The sequence below is a fragment of the Algoriphagus halophilus genome (assembly GCF_041729275.1).
GTDB lineage: Bacteria > Bacteroidota > Bacteroidia > Cytophagales > Cyclobacteriaceae > Algoriphagus > Algoriphagus halophilus_A.
This window is the reverse complement of record NZ_CP146486.1, coordinates 958,511-975,815: the sequence shown is the minus strand read 5'-3', so window position 1 is coordinate 975,815 and position 17,305 is coordinate 958,511. Positions and strand designations below refer to the sequence as shown.

18 protein-coding genes are annotated in these 17,305 nt (G+C 37.4%); 13 read left to right on the top strand and 5 right to left on the bottom strand.

Annotation, left to right across the window (positions count from 1 at the left end):
- Nucleotides 1-464 precede the first annotated feature (464 nt).
- From V8V91_RS05235 to V8V91_RS05175, 13 genes are all read left to right on the top strand, one after another.
- Complete coding sequence (locus V8V91_RS05235; protein ID WP_205643733.1) at nucleotides 465-932, top strand: nucleoid-structuring protein H-NS; 468 nt, start codon at nucleotides 465-467, stop codon at nucleotides 930-932.
- Nucleotides 933-958: 26 nt separating this feature from the next.
- Nucleotides 959-1,537: a hypothetical protein gene (locus tag V8V91_RS05230; protein ID WP_074224683.1), complete on the top strand. Its 579-nt coding sequence runs from the start codon at nucleotides 959-961 to the stop codon at nucleotides 1,535-1,537.
- Complete coding sequence (locus V8V91_RS05225; protein ID WP_373399133.1) at nucleotides 1,534-2,376, top strand: hypothetical protein; 843 nt, start codon at nucleotides 1,534-1,536, stop codon at nucleotides 2,374-2,376. The genes V8V91_RS05230 and V8V91_RS05225 overlap by 4 nt, the downstream gene beginning before the upstream one ends.
- Nucleotides 2,363-4,813, top strand: a complete 2,451-nt coding sequence (locus V8V91_RS05220) for a leucine-rich repeat domain-containing protein (RefSeq protein ID WP_373399131.1) — start codon at nucleotides 2,363-2,365, stop codon at nucleotides 4,811-4,813. The genes V8V91_RS05225 and V8V91_RS05220 overlap by 14 nt, the downstream gene beginning before the upstream one ends.
- 1,837 nt (nucleotides 4,814-6,650) lie before the next feature.
- Nucleotides 6,651-6,794, top strand: a complete 144-nt coding sequence (locus tag V8V91_RS05215) for a hypothetical protein (protein ID WP_373399130.1) — start codon at nucleotides 6,651-6,653, stop codon at nucleotides 6,792-6,794.
- A gap of 216 nt (nucleotides 6,795-7,010) precedes the next feature.
- Entirely contained in the window at nucleotides 7,011-7,727 is a 717-nt protein-coding gene (locus V8V91_RS05210; RefSeq protein WP_373399129.1) for a hypothetical protein, read from the top strand.
- 292 nt (nucleotides 7,728-8,019) lie between these two features.
- Complete coding sequence (locus V8V91_RS05205) at nucleotides 8,020-8,523, top strand: winged helix-turn-helix domain-containing protein (RefSeq protein ID WP_373399128.1); 504 nt, start codon at nucleotides 8,020-8,022, stop codon at nucleotides 8,521-8,523.
- 11 nt (nucleotides 8,524-8,534) lie between these two features.
- Nucleotides 8,535-9,452 (top strand): glycosyltransferase family 2 protein, encoded by a 918-nt coding sequence (locus V8V91_RS05200; protein WP_373399127.1) that lies wholly within the window; start codon nucleotides 8,535-8,537, stop codon nucleotides 9,450-9,452.
- Nucleotides 9,453-9,702: 250 nt separating this feature from the next.
- Nucleotides 9,703-10,116 carry a hypothetical protein gene (locus tag V8V91_RS05195; RefSeq protein WP_373399125.1) on the top strand — a complete coding sequence of 138 codons (414 nt, stop codon included), beginning with the start codon at nucleotides 9,703-9,705 and terminating at the stop codon, nucleotides 10,114-10,116.
- Nucleotides 10,107-10,247 (top strand): hypothetical protein, encoded by a 141-nt coding sequence (locus V8V91_RS05190; RefSeq protein ID WP_373399124.1) that lies wholly within the window; start codon nucleotides 10,107-10,109, stop codon nucleotides 10,245-10,247. Before V8V91_RS05195 ends, V8V91_RS05190 begins: the two co-directional genes overlap by 10 nt.
- 111 nt (nucleotides 10,248-10,358) lie before the next feature.
- Nucleotides 10,359-10,640 carry a GIY-YIG nuclease family protein gene (locus V8V91_RS05185; protein ID WP_373399122.1) on the top strand — a complete coding sequence of 94 codons (282 nt, stop codon included), beginning with the start codon at nucleotides 10,359-10,361 and terminating at the stop codon, nucleotides 10,638-10,640.
- Nucleotides 10,641-10,958: 318 nt separating this feature from the next.
- A complete protein-coding gene (locus tag V8V91_RS05180) occupies nucleotides 10,959-11,591 on the top strand; it encodes an aminotransferase class I/II-fold pyridoxal phosphate-dependent enzyme (RefSeq protein ID WP_373399121.1) in 633 nt (210 codons plus the stop codon).
- Entirely contained in the window at nucleotides 11,549-12,055 is a 507-nt protein-coding gene (locus tag V8V91_RS05175; RefSeq protein ID WP_373399119.1) for a DegT/DnrJ/EryC1/StrS family aminotransferase, read from the top strand. The genes V8V91_RS05180 and V8V91_RS05175 overlap by 43 nt, the downstream gene beginning before the upstream one ends.
- Nucleotides 12,056-12,941: 886 nt before the next feature.
- On the opposite strand, the gene V8V91_RS05170 is transcribed toward V8V91_RS05175, so the two are convergent.
- The 5 genes from V8V91_RS05170 to V8V91_RS05150 form a co-directional block, all read right to left on the bottom strand.
- Nucleotides 12,942-13,814 (bottom strand): DUF5777 family beta-barrel protein, encoded by an 873-nt coding sequence (locus tag V8V91_RS05170; protein ID WP_373399118.1) that lies wholly within the window; start codon nucleotides 13,812-13,814, stop codon nucleotides 12,942-12,944.
- Entirely contained in the window at nucleotides 13,811-14,350 is a 540-nt protein-coding gene (locus tag V8V91_RS05165; RefSeq protein ID WP_373399116.1) for a YceI family protein, read from the bottom strand. Before V8V91_RS05165 ends, V8V91_RS05170 begins: the two co-directional genes overlap by 4 nt.
- A gap of 40 nt (nucleotides 14,351-14,390) precedes the next feature.
- Nucleotides 14,391-14,738 carry a 2-polyprenyl-6-methoxyphenol hydroxylase gene (locus V8V91_RS05160; protein WP_373399115.1) on the bottom strand — a complete coding sequence of 116 codons (348 nt, stop codon included), beginning with the start codon at nucleotides 14,736-14,738 and terminating at the stop codon, nucleotides 14,391-14,393.
- An 86-nt stretch (nucleotides 14,739-14,824) separates the two neighbouring features.
- Nucleotides 14,825-16,039, bottom strand: coding sequence for a hypothetical protein (locus V8V91_RS05155; RefSeq protein WP_373399114.1), 1,215 nt, complete (start codon nucleotides 16,037-16,039; stop codon nucleotides 14,825-14,827).
- Nucleotides 16,008-16,577 carry an RNA polymerase sigma factor gene (locus V8V91_RS05150; RefSeq protein WP_373399113.1) on the bottom strand — a complete coding sequence of 190 codons (570 nt, stop codon included), beginning with the start codon at nucleotides 16,575-16,577 and terminating at the stop codon, nucleotides 16,008-16,010. Before V8V91_RS05150 ends, V8V91_RS05155 begins: the two co-directional genes overlap by 32 nt.
- Between the last annotated feature and the right edge of the window lie 728 nt (nucleotides 16,578-17,305).

Below are 17,305 nucleotides of genomic sequence, written 5' to 3'. Positions count from 1 at the left end.
AACTTAACGCATTTCAAATATCGGGTATATTTCAACTCGATGAAATACCTATAATTGGGTATTTTTTAACCATTTTGTGGATTTTTCATGTTTTCCATGATTTATTTTTTGAGGTTTTTAGCTCTTTTTAATTGAATTAAAAATCTGGAACAGTTTTTATAGACCTTCTGATCTTCCAAGAGATTTTAGGATTCGTTTCTCACTAAATCTTCTAACCGACTAAATAAACTACTCTGACTTAGTGGTTTTATTTTAGAGTTTCCTGATAATTTCGGATTACCATTAAGCTAAACATTGTGCCGTCAACAAGGTGAATAGAAATATTAACAAAAAGGATTGACTATTTGGTATGGCATTTGTCTTTTAATCATCTGTTTTTATTTAATTTGTGGCAAATTTGCCAACCGGTTATTTCCGATGCTGCAATTCCAAATAACACCTTAATATTTAATCAAACCCCTAAAATGAAAGAAAAGTTATTCTCTTTTTCGATCAACCGCTCTCTGATCATTGCCCTAGTAGGTCTGTTGGCTCTAGGTGCTTGTAAGAGTAAAAAGAAAGCTGTAGAACCAGCTCCTGCTCCTGCACCAGTAGAGACAGTAGAGCAAGCTCCACCTCCACCACCTGTTGCCTCTGCTGAAGAAGTGGCTGCCGAAAAATTGGAGAATTATTTTAATAGTGTAGCTTCCTCTGGAAGTACTTCTATGGCAAATCAATCTATTCAGGAAACACTTTCTATGTTTTCAAATCAGGAAACTCCGGTTTTGATTGTTATTCATGAAGAAAACGGAATCAAGGATTACGATGAACCTACTACCATCAAAAAATACCTTGAGTACCTGAAAGACACCAAGAAAAACTTGAATTTCATCTCTGACATTCGTCTGGATGCAAATGGTAAAGTTTCTGAATTGGAACTTAGAAGAAAATAATTCCTCACCTGAAAATTAGATTTGACATGAAAAATAAAATGATCCTTATGTTGGGCCTTTTTTTAGCCACAACAGTAAGTGTATTCGCTCAGGCGGATGATATCAGCCCTGCAAGAAAGCAGGCAATCGACTCATTAGCCTTAGAAAAAGTAAAAGATTTAAGTAAATATATCAGCATTATCGGTAGCAAAGAAACTCAGTTCTCTGAAGCTAATCGTGTAATGGACAGAGCAGAGGAGTTATTCGCTCCTGGAGCTGAAATGGGTGTTTCCAGCATCAATTCCAGCGAAATTGCTTATTACAAAGTAAGACGTTATTTCGAAAGATTGATGGCGTTGAATTATGACCGAGTAAATATCACTTGGTATGACATTCAATACATCTCTGACCTAGAAAGACAGCCTGATGGCAGATATGTAGGTGTGATTACCGTATTCCAACGATTTGAAGGTACTTCCATTGAAACTGGAATGAACTATAAGGATACCACCAAAAAAGATATCACAATTTACGTAGAGAAAAAGCAGACTCAAATTGCCGGACGAACCATCGAATTCTGGGATGTGATGTTGGGTGATGTAAGAGTGACTGAAACCTCCGCATGAGATTAATTTCCCTGATATTTGCGTTTTTTATCGCAAGCATCTTTTTTGTCTCGGGGCAGGGCATAGGCGGCCCCGGGACAATCAAAGATGATGGTAGATTCGCAGCATCAACAAAGCAAGTAAATCAATTTTTTAGAAGGTTTAATGCCGAGGAATCACCGACAGATGGTAATAAGAGATATTATCCTGGTGACTCCCTTTACCATAATAAAGCATTGAGACAGGGCTTTTTGAAAGTCCTTTTTGATAATCAGACTTCTTCTATTTCTCCTGACCTGAAGGATCAGTTTCAGAAAAATGTATTGTCGGATCAATATCCTCAATACCTGAATTTCCATCGAGAAGGTTGGATGGCAGAGGTACAGGCCGATTTCATTTTTAAAGGAAAAAGAGAGACGGCTACCCTCATATTAAAATTACAGCCTGAAGGCTTGGGCTATGAATGGGTCATTGATAAGGTGAGTTTTCCTCCTTTTAAGGATCTTTTCAACAAGCCTGTAGGAGATTCGAAAGATTTTCTACATCCATTAAGTCATGAGTTAGGCTTCATGAATCTGCGTAGAGCCTTTCAGGACTCTAAAATGCCTGAAGCTTTTACAAAATCTAGTTTTGAACCGGATTATTTGACACTGTTTTTGTATGAAATGAAACAAAATAACGTTCGATTCGAAACTGTTAAAGATGTCAAGTTCCATTTCTTTCAGATCGAAGGATGGTATTTTGAAGTGAATCAATTCAATCGACCAGGTTTTAATACCGGCTGGTTGATTTCAAATCTGGTGAAACTTAGTCCAGGTGATAAGGAAACTATCCTGAAATACATTTATGATCAAGAGTAAAGTATCCATTTTTCTATTCTTGCTTTTAGGTTTTGCTGCTTCTGTTCAAGCACAAAATATCAAAGGCTATACCCAAGAAGAAATCAAAGACTTCACTGGAAAAGTAGAAGATCAGGTTCGCTTTTTGGAATACCTTCTCAACACGGTTGGGAATGAGGAAACTCCTGCTCGTGATAAAGATGTAGTAATCAGAGAGAGCTACCTGAAAATATTCAGAGATGAGCATGTGCAGGTAGAAGATGACCTGTTGATGGATAGAAAAGTAGTGACCAATAAAGATGTAACTGCTTACCTAAAAGACATCGAGTTCTTTTTTAACCATGTGAATTTCAAATTCAAAATCCGAGAAGTAAAGCCTTCCCAAAAGGATAATGGTGAGGTTTTTTTCATAGTTTCCTTGGATAGGACGATCACTGCTACAGGAAAATCCGGCGAGAACATTAGCAATACCAAGCCCCGGTTTGTGGAAGTGAATTTGGAAGACAAATCGCAAGAATTAAAAATTGCCAGTATCTATACCACGAAGTTGAGCCGTGATGAAGAATTGATGGAGTGGTGGGAGATTTTGGATCCCAATTGGAAAGTCTTTTTCAGGGAAAAATTCCAGATTTCAGAATATGACTCCATCGATATCAATCAATTGTATCGATTTGTGGAAATGGATTCCTTGGACATCTCCGGGACAGATTCATTATTGAATCTGAAGCCCATGGAGGCGATGAGGCAACTGAAGTATGTCAACCTCAGCAATACCCAGATCACTGAGTTAGGTCCGATTTCCAATGTCACATTTCTGGAATATTTGGACGTTTCCAATACTCCTGCTTCCGATATACAGTTCATCAAATATTCCGATCGATTGAAGCATCTGGATATTTCCAATACACAGATTCAACATATTGAAGAGCTGGCCAACTTGAAGTCATTGACCAGTCTGAAAGCCGACTATACTCCGATTATGAGCTTTGCGGTATTGAATGAGTTTGATAGCTTGAAAAATCTGAGCTTGGTACAAAGTGGTTTTAATAGTGCTGAAAACATCAAAGAGTTAAAGCACCTGAAAAGACTGGATTTAAGTCGCAACTATCTAATCAATTTTACCTCCTTGGCAGAATTGATGGATTTGGAATATTTGAACTTATCTGAAACCAATATTCAAGATTTAACTCCTCTCAATAATTTGGAGAATCTGCAAGAGGTGGATATGACGGGTACTCAGGTTTCAGATATTTCTGTTCTGAATGGCAAAGAAAAGTTATATAAAGTATTGGCTGACCAGACCAAACTTTCAGTATTGGCTGCTGATAACTTCACGAGAAATAACCCAACTGTTTTATTGATCCACCATGTCAGAGATTTGGAGAGTTGGTGGTCCGGTTTATCCGATGCTTGGAAGTCTACCTTGAAAAAAGCCAATCCAAAGATTCGAACAGATAATCCAAATGTGGAAATATTAACCGAAACCATCGGGGTGGAGGAATTGGATATGTCCGGAGAGGGAATAAAAACACTTAATCCGATCACCCGATTTGTAAAGCTTCATAAGTTGAATTTCTCTGACAACGAAGTGTCAGATTTATTGCCACTTTCCGAGGTAAAAACTTTGGTAGAGATCACGGGAAAAAACACGTTAGTGAGAGATATATCTCCCATTAAAAACAATGAATTACTCGAAAGGATTGATTTAGAAGGAGCTCCTGTTGAGAGTATCATGGATGTATTGTCTCTTCCTGAGTTGGTATATATTAATGTAAACAACTCCGCAATATTTGAGGAGGAGGTGCCAGAAATATTGATTCAAAAGCCTACCTTGAATATAATTTATCGAACAGATGAGTTGATGGCCTGGTGGGAAGAATTGGATGGAACTTGGAAGAATTTGCTGAGAAGGCAAAATGGGACACCGGAAGATCCAAATACCGAGCAATTACATGCTATGACCGAGAAGTCTTCCTTAAGCTTTGAAAGTGTGCCGATTGGGAAAGTGGAAGCTTTGACCATCTTTAGTAATTTGAGATCCCTGACGATTTTTGATGCACCTTTGATGAATATGTCACCGATATCCGAATTAAAGCTTTTGAAGTCTTTAAAGCTTTCTCAGGTACCTGTTTCAGATTTTAGTGCATTAGCTTCATTAACTGATTTAGAGGAACTGGATATTTCTAATACAGGTATTTCTGATTTGGAACCTCTTTCCAGTTTGATTCATTTAAAGAAATTGAATATTTCAGGTACTAACTTGAAAACACTTCGGGGTTTGGAAGGTTTGATCAATCTGGAGGAGTTAGACGTTGCAAGCACTAATTTGAGATCATTAAGACAGATCGAAGGCTTGACTAATCTTAAAAAATTATCATGTTTCAATACCCGGCTTAATAGCCGGTCTGTAGATAACTTCAAACAAGCAGTACCAGACTGTGAGGTGAGGTACTATTAAAATTATAAGGGGTAAAAAAATGTGAAAAAAAATCCCTTAATGATGGTCTAGAAAAAATGTTGAGAAAAGTTGCTTAATCACCCTGACATAAAGGTAGAAAGCAGCATTGAAAAAAAAATACCCAGTACTGGGTATTTTTTTGTTTTTAGACCTAGTAGTTATCCACAAAATGTGGATTTACATAGAAAACATTGAATTTATATAAGATAGGTTTTAAAGGAAACAATTAATTTTTTCTTATGAATTTTAGTGAATCAGACCTATTAAAATTGGTTTGAATTTTTTCCAGATGCTGATTCATGGCACCTGTTTCAAACTTGGATTAGGTAGCGCAATCCTATTTTGAATAGATTTGATTATCATTACTAAGCCGTCAATAATTCTTGCGTTGATTAATTAAAATTTTAAAGTCCCAGCATTGAAAACATTTTGTCGTGAAATGAATCTGAATTTCAATTCTAAAATTTGGCTTTGGCTAGGGTTTTTAATGATGGCGATTATTTGGAATAGTCCATGGCGATACCAGGTCAATGATGATGTGATCATGATGTGGTTGGTTTCTGGGGCTTATACCGGAAAAGAAGAAATGTATGCGGTTTTTATGCATCCAATTCTTACCTACTTTTTCTCATTCCTTTACCGGAATTTGAATCCTACTTTTTCATGGTATAGCCTATTCATGTATGGAGGTGTTTTTTACTCTTATTGTTTATTGCAGACCAAGATAAATGAGAATGCATGGGATAACTCGAGCAAATTTTTATTTAAAATTTTGATTTTGGCCATATGTTGTCATTTGTGCATTTTCCCTCAATTTACCCTAGTCAGCGGCTTGCTAGCATTGGCTTCTACGTGTTTTATTTTTCATCAAAATGAACAACCTCATTTTAAAAGGATTTTACTATTCTTTTTTGGGGTCTTATGTTCTATGATGATTAGAATGGAAGCGTTTCTTTTAGTCAGTATTGGTGTATTCTATTTTAATTTTTTTATCCTTAACAGAAATACAATCCAAAAGAGAATTTGGATTGGTGTAATTTTTTAGGTGCCATCCTTTTCTTCTCCAAGAAAAGTTTTGAGAATAATTCTGAGTTCAAAGATTATTTGATCTTCAATAAGTTGAGGCACCTAGTGATTGATCATCCTGTCTTTTATGAAAACTCAAAAGATGATCTATATAAGCTAGATTCAAAATGGTATTATTTTTCAAAATGGTATTTCCAGGATAGTGAAATAGGTAATCAAGATCTTGTTCAAATGAAAACCATTTTAGACAAATCTTACCTTAATATAGCCTATGTTTTAAAATCATTTTCTAGATTTTGGGAGGTTCAAACAGCAGAACTTTTTAAGGGATTTGTCAGCATTGTGTTGATTTTATTATTTATGAAATCATTTCCTAAACGGAAAAGCATCATTTTTTTTGGTTTATGGATTGTGTTGTTCTTTTTGGCAAACCATATTTTTCATTTAAGAGGAAGGGTGGTTTTTTATTTTTTATTGTCCTTTTATTTCCGCTTTTGGAACTTCCTAGATTGTTAATGAGGAGAAAATTGTCAATTTATCTAGGGGTAGTAATTGTTTTGTTTTTAGGTGTTCATTTTTCTAATTTTTGGAAAGAATCTGTCAAAAAGAAAGAGTTGCTTAGTCAATATGACCAACTTATCAAATTGAAAGCACAAGATGAGTTGTTGATGCTGGAAGGTTTTCCCCTTGAATATTTTTCAAAAGATATAATAAGGAAGATCAGGTTCCTTTTTTCATTCATGGATGGTTGTCTAGAAGTCCATTTCAGCAGAGAGCGCTAAATAAACTGGGCCATTCTTCATTAAAGGAAGTGGTCAAGTTTAATTTGATAGTTGTAAACGAAAAAGCTCCTTTTGATACGAAGGATTATATGGAGAGTATCAATTCACAATATGTCATGACTGATTCCATCAAGACGGATGATTTGACCCTATTTACATTTTCAAGAGAATAGTCAAGCTTATAAAGCGCCATTTCCAATTTTCAGGATTAACCAAGCCAATACAAGAGGACCTTTTGATGCTTTTGATTTCAATATTTTAATCACTTGATGAAATGAGTGTTATAATTCTCATCTTCAGTAGTTTAAAAATTTATTTTTGAAGGAAGGAGGAAAGATTTTGTTAAACCTCAAATCAAAACTAAATTGATGCTTTTGAATCTGAAATAAATGAGAAAATTAATCAAACTTAGAGACCTATTACTAGGGATTGATAAACTAGAAACGTCGAATAAAAAGCTGGAAGAAAGCAATTTGTTTAAGATTAAAGAGCTAAAAGCATTTGAGATTTTAAAGCCTTATTTTCCCGAGGGGTACTTGTTTGAATCAAGTTTTAGTATGTCTTTTCAGGCAATACAACATATTTTAAACGATATTTTTATATATAAGCCAGCGACGATATTGGAGTTTGGGTCTGGTTTATCTACCCAAATCATATCCAATTTTTTATTGGAAAATAAGTTAGATACCAAGCTATATAGCGTGGATGATGACGGGGAATGGCAGTCCATGTTAAAAGTCTCCAACCCAAATGTTACCCTATTTAGCTTTTCATTAATTCAGGATAGCCCTTATTCTTATCAGAAAAACGGAAAATGGTTTGATGTGCCTGATGATCATGAACTTACCAAATTGAATTTCGATCTCGTGATCGTAGATGCTCCCAAGAAAAATGTCTGTAAATATTCAAGATATGGGTTTATTCCTTTCTTGAAGGATAAGATTTCGGAAAAAGCGATCATCTATGTAGACGATTCAAATAGACCTGATGAACAACAAATTGTGGAGTGGGCAAAAGAGAATTTCCCGACAATTAATACTTCAAGGTTTCATCAAAGGTATACTCGGATTTCACCGAAAGAAGCATTTTCTACCCGGCCCTCTTAATGCGGTGTCCTAATTGACCAGAATAATTTCTACTTCCTAAATTACTCATGCATAGAGTTATGCGTGTTTAACCTGATGCCTTTCCCAAGATGGAAAGGAATAAGATGGTATTTTTTTCTAAGAACCGGAGATTATGAATATTCTATAAACCACAAATTTGCTATTACCAAACAACCGAGTAAATTTATTACTCAGTATTGTAGGCCCCATATGGGACTGAAAGGGCATTGCCATACTATGCTGGCAATCAAACTTAATTTTTACTTTTATCATTTTTCTGACCGTATAAAACTTGCTAGAATCGCTCGTTACATCTAAAACTCGAATAAAGCTGTTGCTAAAGTTTTTTGCGCACGCTAATTCTGGGTATTTACGTTCCTTGGCGAAGGAGTTTGACGAATCCACCAATTCCGTAAGGGTTGAATTAAAAAGATTGACAGAAGCAGGGTTATTGGTTTCGGAAGAAGAAGGGAAAACCAAAGTATATCGTGCCAATAAGCAGCATCCTTTCTTTTCTGAAATCACCAATATGGTATCTAAGTTTTTGGGTTTGGATGACCTAATGGAACGTATTGTAAAAAGAATGGGAGAGGTAGAGAAAGCCTATATCGTCGGTGATTATGCCTTGGGAGTTGATTCTGGAACCGTCAATATGATCTTAATTGGTAAAAATTTAGATACTGATTATCTCGATTTTATTCGGGAAAAGACCTACGAAAAGGTTCAACGAAAAGTAGAAGTATCCATATTGGACGCTGATCCTGGAGATATTCAGGGAATTTTGGTTTATGGCTAAATACTAAAAATTTGATTCTTTCCATTGTTTCTCCTGTTTATTGTGCCGAAAATACGCTTGAAGAACTGGTCTTCAGGATAAAAAAGGCAGTAGAAGAAAGTGAGATGGAAATCATTTTAGTGGATGATGGAAGTCCTGATAATTCATGGATTAAAATTGAAGAATTGGCAGCCACTCACCCAGAAATTAAGGGGATTAAGCTTTCCAGGAATTTTGGACAACATTATGCGATCACAGCAGGACTGGATGCTTCACTTGGAGAGTGGGTAGTAGTGATGGATTGTGATTTACAGGATCAACCTGAGGAAATATCTTCCTTTTTGGAGAAAGCGTTGGAAGGCTATGACGTTGTTTTAGGAAAAAGGAAAAATAGGAGAGACGGATTCCTAAAACGATTCTCATCTAAATTGTTTTATAGAACGTTGGCATGGCTGACGGGCTCCCATCAGGATGAACGCATTGCTAATTTTGGGATCTACCATAGAAAGGTGATCAATGAAATTATTGGGATGCGGGAAAGCATTCGATATTTTCCTACCATGGTCAAATGGGTGGGTTTTAGGCAAACCAGTATGGAAGTGGTCCATGCCAAACGAGAGGAAGGAACTAGTAATTACAACTTTGGCAAGCTGTTTAATTTGGCCTTGGATATCATGTTAGCCTATTCAGATAAACCCATTCGCCTTACCGTAAAACTTGGGTTTGGGATTGCGTTCTCTGGTTTTTTATTTGCGCTATTTACCTTTTTCAAGTACCTCAATGGTGAAATCATAGTGGCAGGGTATGCCAGTTTGATTATTTCCATTTGGGTATTGACCGGGTTTATTTTGATTACCCTAGGTATGGTTGGTCTGTACGTGGGGAAGACCTTTGAGGGAGTAAAGAACAGACCGGTTTATATCATAGAAAAACAAACGGGGACTAAATAGTACTTGACAAGAAAAGAGTTGGACAAATGAATCCTAATTAAACTTAGTACATATACTAAAAATTCAGCCCGGAAGGGCTATTCTTTTTTCTTCTTGGCTCAATCCTTCAAGACCCTTCATTTCCTCAATATCAATTGAAAATACAGACACTTCCATTCGATTCAGAGTTATTTGGGTACCCCGTAGCAAAGCTAGAGGTACAAGGGGATTGGAATGAGTTTGAGTTTTTAAAAAAGCAGAAGAATTCAATTTGGTTTACCTGTTTTCCAATGACCCTTTGGATACTCATGACCCTAGGATTTTATATTTAAATAAGAAGGTGGTTTTCAAAAAAGACCTGAAAGACAAGAAGGAATTAGATCATCAAGTGAAAAGGTATACCAAGACCGTGGTACTGCCTTCACTTTATTCATTGGCCTTTCAAAGTGGGGCATATTCTCGTTTTCATGTAGATCCTAGATTAACGCAGCAAGAATTTGAGAAAATGTATACTGCTTGGATGGATCGGGCGCTGGATGAAGATGAAATTCTGGTTTTAAATGATTGGTCAGGCATGGTTACCTATTCGGTGGAAGGAAAAGAAGCAAGCATTGGGTTGCTGGCAGTTGCAAATGAAAAAAGAGGGCTGGCTTGGGGGCTGCTCTGGTACATGCGGTGGAGGTAGAGTCCCTAAAATCTGGAGCAGAATTTATTCTGATTCCCACTCAGGATACCAATATAGCAGCATGCCAGCTCTATCAAAAATTGGGATACACAATAGTGGATCAAACATATGTGTATCATTTTATGAAATAAAAAATTAGTTTAAAGTCTGATATTATAACCTTTTACGAGAAGACCAGTTCTTTGGTCATTTCGAACGTAGTGAGAAATCCCAATTTTAATTGTTATAAGATTCCAAGTTTTATGTTTGTTTATATACTAACAAATAGGACCAAAACCACTCTTTATATTGGAGTGACAAACGATCTTTCAAGACGACTTTTTGAACATAGAAATGGCTTTGGTTCTTCAAATTCATTTACATCTAAATATAATTGTTATTATCTCATTTACTTTGAAGAGTATTCTACTCCAAAAGAAGCAATCGAAAGAGAAAAAGAACTTAAAAAATGGAGAAGACAGAAAAAGGAAGGTTTGATCAATAAGAAAAACCCTAGATGGAAATTTTTGGATATAGATCCCTAACTAGATTTCTCATTCTTCATGATGAATGTAGTTCAATACTGAATGTCATCACCTCCTTCGAAATGACTTTATATTATTTCATTTCGACTGCAAGGAGAAATCTCTATACCCTAAACCACGTGAGATTTCTCAGTCGACTCAATGAAGCTTTTCCAAAATTAAATATCCTTACCTCCTTCGAAATGACTTCCAATATCTCAATTACAAATCCATGAAAATCCCTTTCAACAAACCGTATCAGACTGGTAAGGAACTGGTTTATATTCAGGACGCCATCCACCGAGGGAAAATCTCAGGGAATGGACATTACACCCAGTTATGTCAAGAGTTTTTGAAAAACGGTATGGGTTCCAAAAGTGCCTGTTGACTACTTCCTGTACCGATGCTTTGGAGATGGCAGCCTTGCTTTGTGATATCCAACCCGGAGATGAAGTCATTGTACCTAGCTTTACATTTGTGTCTACTGCCAATGCGTTTGTTTTGAGAGGAGCCAAGGTCGTCTTTGTGGACAGTAAATCTGATCATCCGAATATGGATGAAAAACTGATTGAAGAGTTGATTACCCCAAAGACCAAAGCCATTGTAATTGTTCATTATGGAGGAGTTCCCTGCGAAATGGATACCATCCTTGAAATTGCCAATCGATATCACCTATTGGTAATTGAAGATGCCGCACAGGGAATAGACAGTTTTTATCAAGGGAAAGCGTTGGGAAGTATGGGGCACTTGGGATGCATGAGCTTTCATGAAACAAAAAATATCCAAAGTGGGGAAGGGGGAATGTTAATGATCAACGATCCTTCTTTGATAAAAAGAGCCGAAATCCTATGGGAAAAAGGAACAGAGAGAGTTGCTTTTTCTAGAGGGGAAATTCAAAAATACGGGTGGGTAGATCAAGGAAGTTCTTTTTGCCTTCTGAACTTACTGCGGCATTCCTTTGGGCTCAGCTAGAAAACCTTGATGTAATCCAATTGAGAAGAAAAGCAATTTGGGAAGACTATTACAATGTTTTTTCGACTTCAATAGTAAACCCCATGATTTTAGGATCTTATTATTTGGAGAGAATTAAAAGTTTAAAGTTTAAAGTAGAAAAAGAAAATCAGCACAATTTGGATAAGCATAAATTTGACTCAAGTTTAAACATATCCACTTTAAATTTTAAATTCAAAGGAAACTACCATCTCTTCTACCTCCTTTTCCCAAACCTAGAATCCCGAACAGCTTATGCTGCAGCGTTAAAAGAACAAGGGATCTTGTCTGTTTTCCACTACCAAAGCCTTCACAGATCAGAATTTGCTAAAAGACATTTCCCCGATCAATATCAGCGGGATCTCCCCAATTCCGATTACTATTCCGATTGCCTGTTACGTTTACCGCTTTTTTATGAGTTACCGGAACTTTGTAGCGTATTCTAAATATGCCTACGGCGAAATAAAAGCTCGTACCTCGCTTGAAATACGCCTTCGGCGAGATATAGCCTCGCTCCTCGGCTGAGATAATTCGCCTTTGGCGAAGAAATACAGCTCCGCTGAGATAGGCTTAGCAAGTAACAGCATTTTCTGCTTATCAAAAAACGGGACTGCCACGCTCTGCTCGCAGTGACGGAAATAGAATAGTGACTTGCCCTTCAATTTTAAACTCTTCATTTTAAATTTCACATTAACTACTTCTCACTTCCTTCTTTCAGCATCCCTGCCCTCAAAAAATCCTTCCATTCTGATCACTGCGACTGAATACTATTTAATGCAGAGTAGCACCTGTTCAATTTTAAATTCCCCATTTAAACGGGACTGCCGCGCTCGGCTCGCAGTGACGGAAATAGAATAGTTCCTTGCCCTTCAATTTTAAACTCTTCATTTTAAATTCCATATTCACTATTTCATACTTCCTTCTTTCAGCATCCCTGCCCTCAAAAAAATCCTTTCATTTTGATCACTGCGACTGCCTACTGAACACTGATTCCTTTAAACTCCTAATTTTAAATTCTCTATTAAGGCGAGACTGCCGCGCTCTGCTCGCAGTGACGGAAATAGAATAGTGAATTGCCCTTCAATTTTAAACTCTTCATTTTAAATTTTACAATAACTAATCCTGACCTCCTGCTTCCAACATCCAAGCCTTCAAAAAAATCCTTCCCTTCTGATCACTGCGACTGCCTACTGAACCCTGATTCATTTAAACTTCTAATTTTAAATTCCCCATCAAGACGGGACTGCCACGCTCTGCTCGCAGTGACGGAATTAAAATTGTGAATTGCCCTTCAATTTTAAACTCTTCATTTTAAACTCTTCATTCTTAAAATTAATCCAATCGCCCTTTTCCTACCTGAAACGACCTGGAAATATTGAATCCGAAATGGATATCTCCATCAAAGAAGTTTCCTGTAGTAGAAGGGATAAATCCAGAAGGAGTCATCTCATTGCTGTTCGTGAACTGCAATTGAAAAACGTGTCCGCCGGTTTCAATTTCTATTCCCAATCCTAAAGAATTATAGCCAGGCAAGTCGTTTCCAAATCGATAATAGTATTCTCCTGTAATTCCCACTCTTTTAGATAAGGAAACCTTTCCAGCCATGCCTAATGCCAACAGATCATTGCCTTCGTTTTCTGTTGGGACTAAGTTACGGTGCACATACGTGGGCATGAATTGAATCGATAGGATGGAATTGAATTTTCGTGCCACCAATGCTTGGTGCACATATCGAAGCCTTCGCTCAAAAGTCATCGGTAATTCTGGTCGTTTCAGGGTGTAGATAGAAAAATCACTGACCCAAGTGATGGAGACAGGACTTCCTTTTGTCTTTTGCTGTAGGATTTTCCCCTTGACATAACTATCATACACCTTATTCAAAGAGTTTCTTCCTATTCCTACCGTCAACCTGTCCAAAATGGAATATTCCAAGCCCAATCTTATATTTGAGTCATCCAGGCCAAACAAGTTGTAGGAACCAGAATTGATTCTTCCGAATCTATGAGAAATGATGAATTCCAAATTCCCTTTTCCTCTTGTCTCTATGGATTGGCCATTGATGATCCTTGTCCCCTTAAAAGTTCCAGTGACAGGTCTGGGTTCATTGTCAGAACTTGCTCTTAATTGATCCAATAGATCCTGCCCGGATGAATTCATGGTAATGAATGCCAATAATAGGGTGATAAATAAACGTGCTGAATTCATAAGCTTGGGTTTTGAAATTCAAATTGTATGGTTACTTCTACTTCTTCCGCAATTTTTTGAAACATCAATTTTGGGATTTCGATGTCATAATCTTCAAGGGCCACCTGAAACACTGCTTTCAATAAAAGCGTGTTGTTTTGATGGATGATTTCTCCAGGAATCCTTACCTGATTTGTTACGCCATGAATCATCATTTCCCCTTCAGCAACCGCCTCACTTTTTGTGGCGTCTTTTTGATATCCGGATATAGTTCCTTTGAAATAAGCCTCGGGGTATTGATCAGATTCCATATAATTTTCATTGAAATGCTCCTTCATCAGCGTTTTGTTAAATTCAAAATCAGCAATAGGAATCAGAAATACAGCTTCACCTGTTTCTGGATTGAATAGGGCTTTGGCCTGATGATTTTCAGCAGTGATATCCTCGATTAAGGCACTACTGAAGAATTTGACATACCCCTTTTCAGATTGTAAAGCCTGACATGATCCATAATAGGCATGGAGCCATAAGAAGGTAAATAGGATTAACTTTTTCATGATTAATTGTCTTTAGCGCCATTGGCCACCCAGCAATTGATCAGTTTTTTTCAGCATCAGAAAGGGATTTACCTGAAGTGGAAGGAGGCATTACACCAGCTTGGGTATTGGTTCTGATTTGACTGGCGAAAGAAATAATATTCTCTTTGGTAGATAAATTGGCCCTTCCTGTACCGGAGACATGGCATCCTGCCACTGCACAGTTTTGCTGAATGATGGGAATAATATCATTGGCCAAAGAAGCGGTGCTTCCTTCACATTCATTGGTAGGTGGAGCTGGCAATTGGTCTTCTGAATCAGAGGAACAAGAAATAAAAATCATCAGAGCTGAAACAAATGTGGCTATGATTGCCCAATTGGTTTTTTTGTTCAAGAATGTCGTTTTCATAGTTTTAGTGATTAAATTTTAGCAAATAATTTCCAGTCCTCTTTTAACTGTAAGAGGTTAACATATTTAATAAGAATGTGTTATTATTATTTCAGTGTTTGGCTAGGATAGAATTTTAGACCTATGAATATTCCGGTACTTTTTAATGAAACATCCCCTTCTCCTACACCTGAAAAGGGTACCTTGAAATAGGGTTCCACCTGTAAACTGATTTGCCTACCGAGTTTTCTTTCATAACCCACGCTGATATTGGCTATGCCCAAGAAATGCTGATTGGCACCTTTTACTTCCAACTCCCTTGTATAGGGATATCCTGTGTCTTCGTTATAATATTCCAGTTCATATTTTTCTTTCAGCATGAGGTAAGAAGAGACTCCTGCACTGATGAAAATCCGTTGAACTTTCCCTTCGAAAGGATAATACCTTAGGTTCAAAGGAATATCGAGCAGGTCACAGGCTCCAATTACATAAGTCGGTTCATAACCATAGTTTGAATGATAGCCTTGATCTCCACTGTATGGCTTATAGGAATAATAGACTCCGGTGGAAATACTCAGTTTTGACTGGATAAAATATTCAATACCCAGGCCAGCCATATTTCCTGCTTTGCGAAATTGATCGATTTGAATTGCACTGATGTCTGGAGCTACCTGAACTGAAATATTGAATTTTCCTCCAAATTGTTTCTTTCCCTGTTTACTTACTTTTTTTATGTCTTCCTGAAGAGGCGCCACCAATGAGAAAGTCGTAAACCCATTTTCTAAGGATTTGTCCAGACCTTCCAAACTTCTAATTGGAATTGCCCCATTCCTCTCTCTCACGGGAATAGGATGTTCGACCCCTCTGTTTTCTGCATAGGAATTTCCGACAAAAGATTCCTGGTTGTAAATAGGGTTGATAGTAGCTGCAGCTGATAAAGTTGAGTTTACAGCATACGTTTCCTCAAAAGCACTTTTACCAGATTCATCACCTTTTAGGCTGGAAATACTGCTTTCCTGAGGAGTATTGTTTTCAAGCGAAAATGGCTCCAGAAAGCCCTCATCTTGTTCTAATTGATACTCCTGAATGGGATCCTGCCTATCCCAAATGGAACTCAATAAGGCCCCCACCAAGAGCATAGCAGCTACCCAACCTAAGATGGATGTTTTCCAATCAATGGCCCCGTTAGAAAGATTTTGATCCAGCCGTGACTCCATATCAGACCAATCTTGCTCTGAGAAGGGGATGTCCGCCGACTCGGAAATCTTTTTCAAGAGTTCATCCAACTCCTTATCGCTCTTGTCGAAGAAATTCTCGCTCATTGCTTTGGGTGTTTAACATCTCTCTTAATTTTTGCCTTGCCCTCGAAAGGTTTGATTTGGAGGTTCCTATACTGATGTCCAGTAACTTGGCAATTTCATCATGGGTATAGCCATCCAGAATATATAAATTGAAAACAGCTCTATAGGCGCTTGGCAAGCGAAGGATCAATTGTAATAGTTCCTCGTATTGCATGGTTTCCAATGGACTTGGTTCGCTAGTTTCTGACTCAGGAATCTGTTCAAACCCAGTTTCATCCATTTTTTGATGATGCTTTTTGAAATGATTGATGCATCTGTTAATCAACACCCTTCTAAACCAAGGTTTGAAGGGCAAGGATGGATCTAATTTTCTAGGAGTTTTGTATAGAACCATGAAGCCATCGTGCAAGATTTCTTTCGCTTCCTCCCTGGTTTGGGTATAGCGTAGGCATATACTCATTCCATAACTGTAATAGCGTCTATACAGAATCTCCTGGTATTTACGGTTGTTATCCACCAGGCCTTGCCAGATATCTTTTTCCAGTTTGTCAGATTTCACATTCCCAAGCTTGCATTAGCCCATACAAGGGAAGTTACGAATTGGTTGCGTGGGATTTTAAAAAACTCTAATCTTATTAGATATAGGCTCCTTCGTCGCCTGAGATATACTTCGTGAAATACGCCTTCGGCGAAATATAGCCTCGTTCCTCGGCTGAAATAAAAACTTCTTCGTCGCTTGAAATAAGGCTGCGCTGAAATAGGCCTTCGGTGAGATATAAGCTCGTACCTCGCTTGAAATACGCCTTCGGCGAGATAAAGGCTCCTTCGTTGCCTGAGATAATCCACCTTCGGCGTAGAGATTCTACTTCGCAGAAATACAGAATCTTTGATTCGGAGATAGGATTACATATAATTATCGGTTTTAAATATCTCGCTCCCGAAGGGAGCTTATCTCTTTATCTGCCTTTAGGCTATCTTTTATCTATTTCAATGCATTTCTCCCGAAGGGACTATTTTAATTGTATTTCTTAAATCCTAAAATCTTACATCCTAAAATTTGCTTATCCAATTCAACCGAGTAAATTTATTACTCAGTCAATGACGTCATTGCGAGGAGGTCTTTTTTACCGACGAAGCAATCTCGTTATATTTTACCAAGGAATCTATTTACTGACTCCATTCCTTCATTTCTAACTCCTCATTTTAAATTCAAAGGTGGGAGTGAAAGGGCGAAGCTGTGAATTGCACAATAGAAATCTGGATGTTAATAGTTAATTCGAAAGTAAA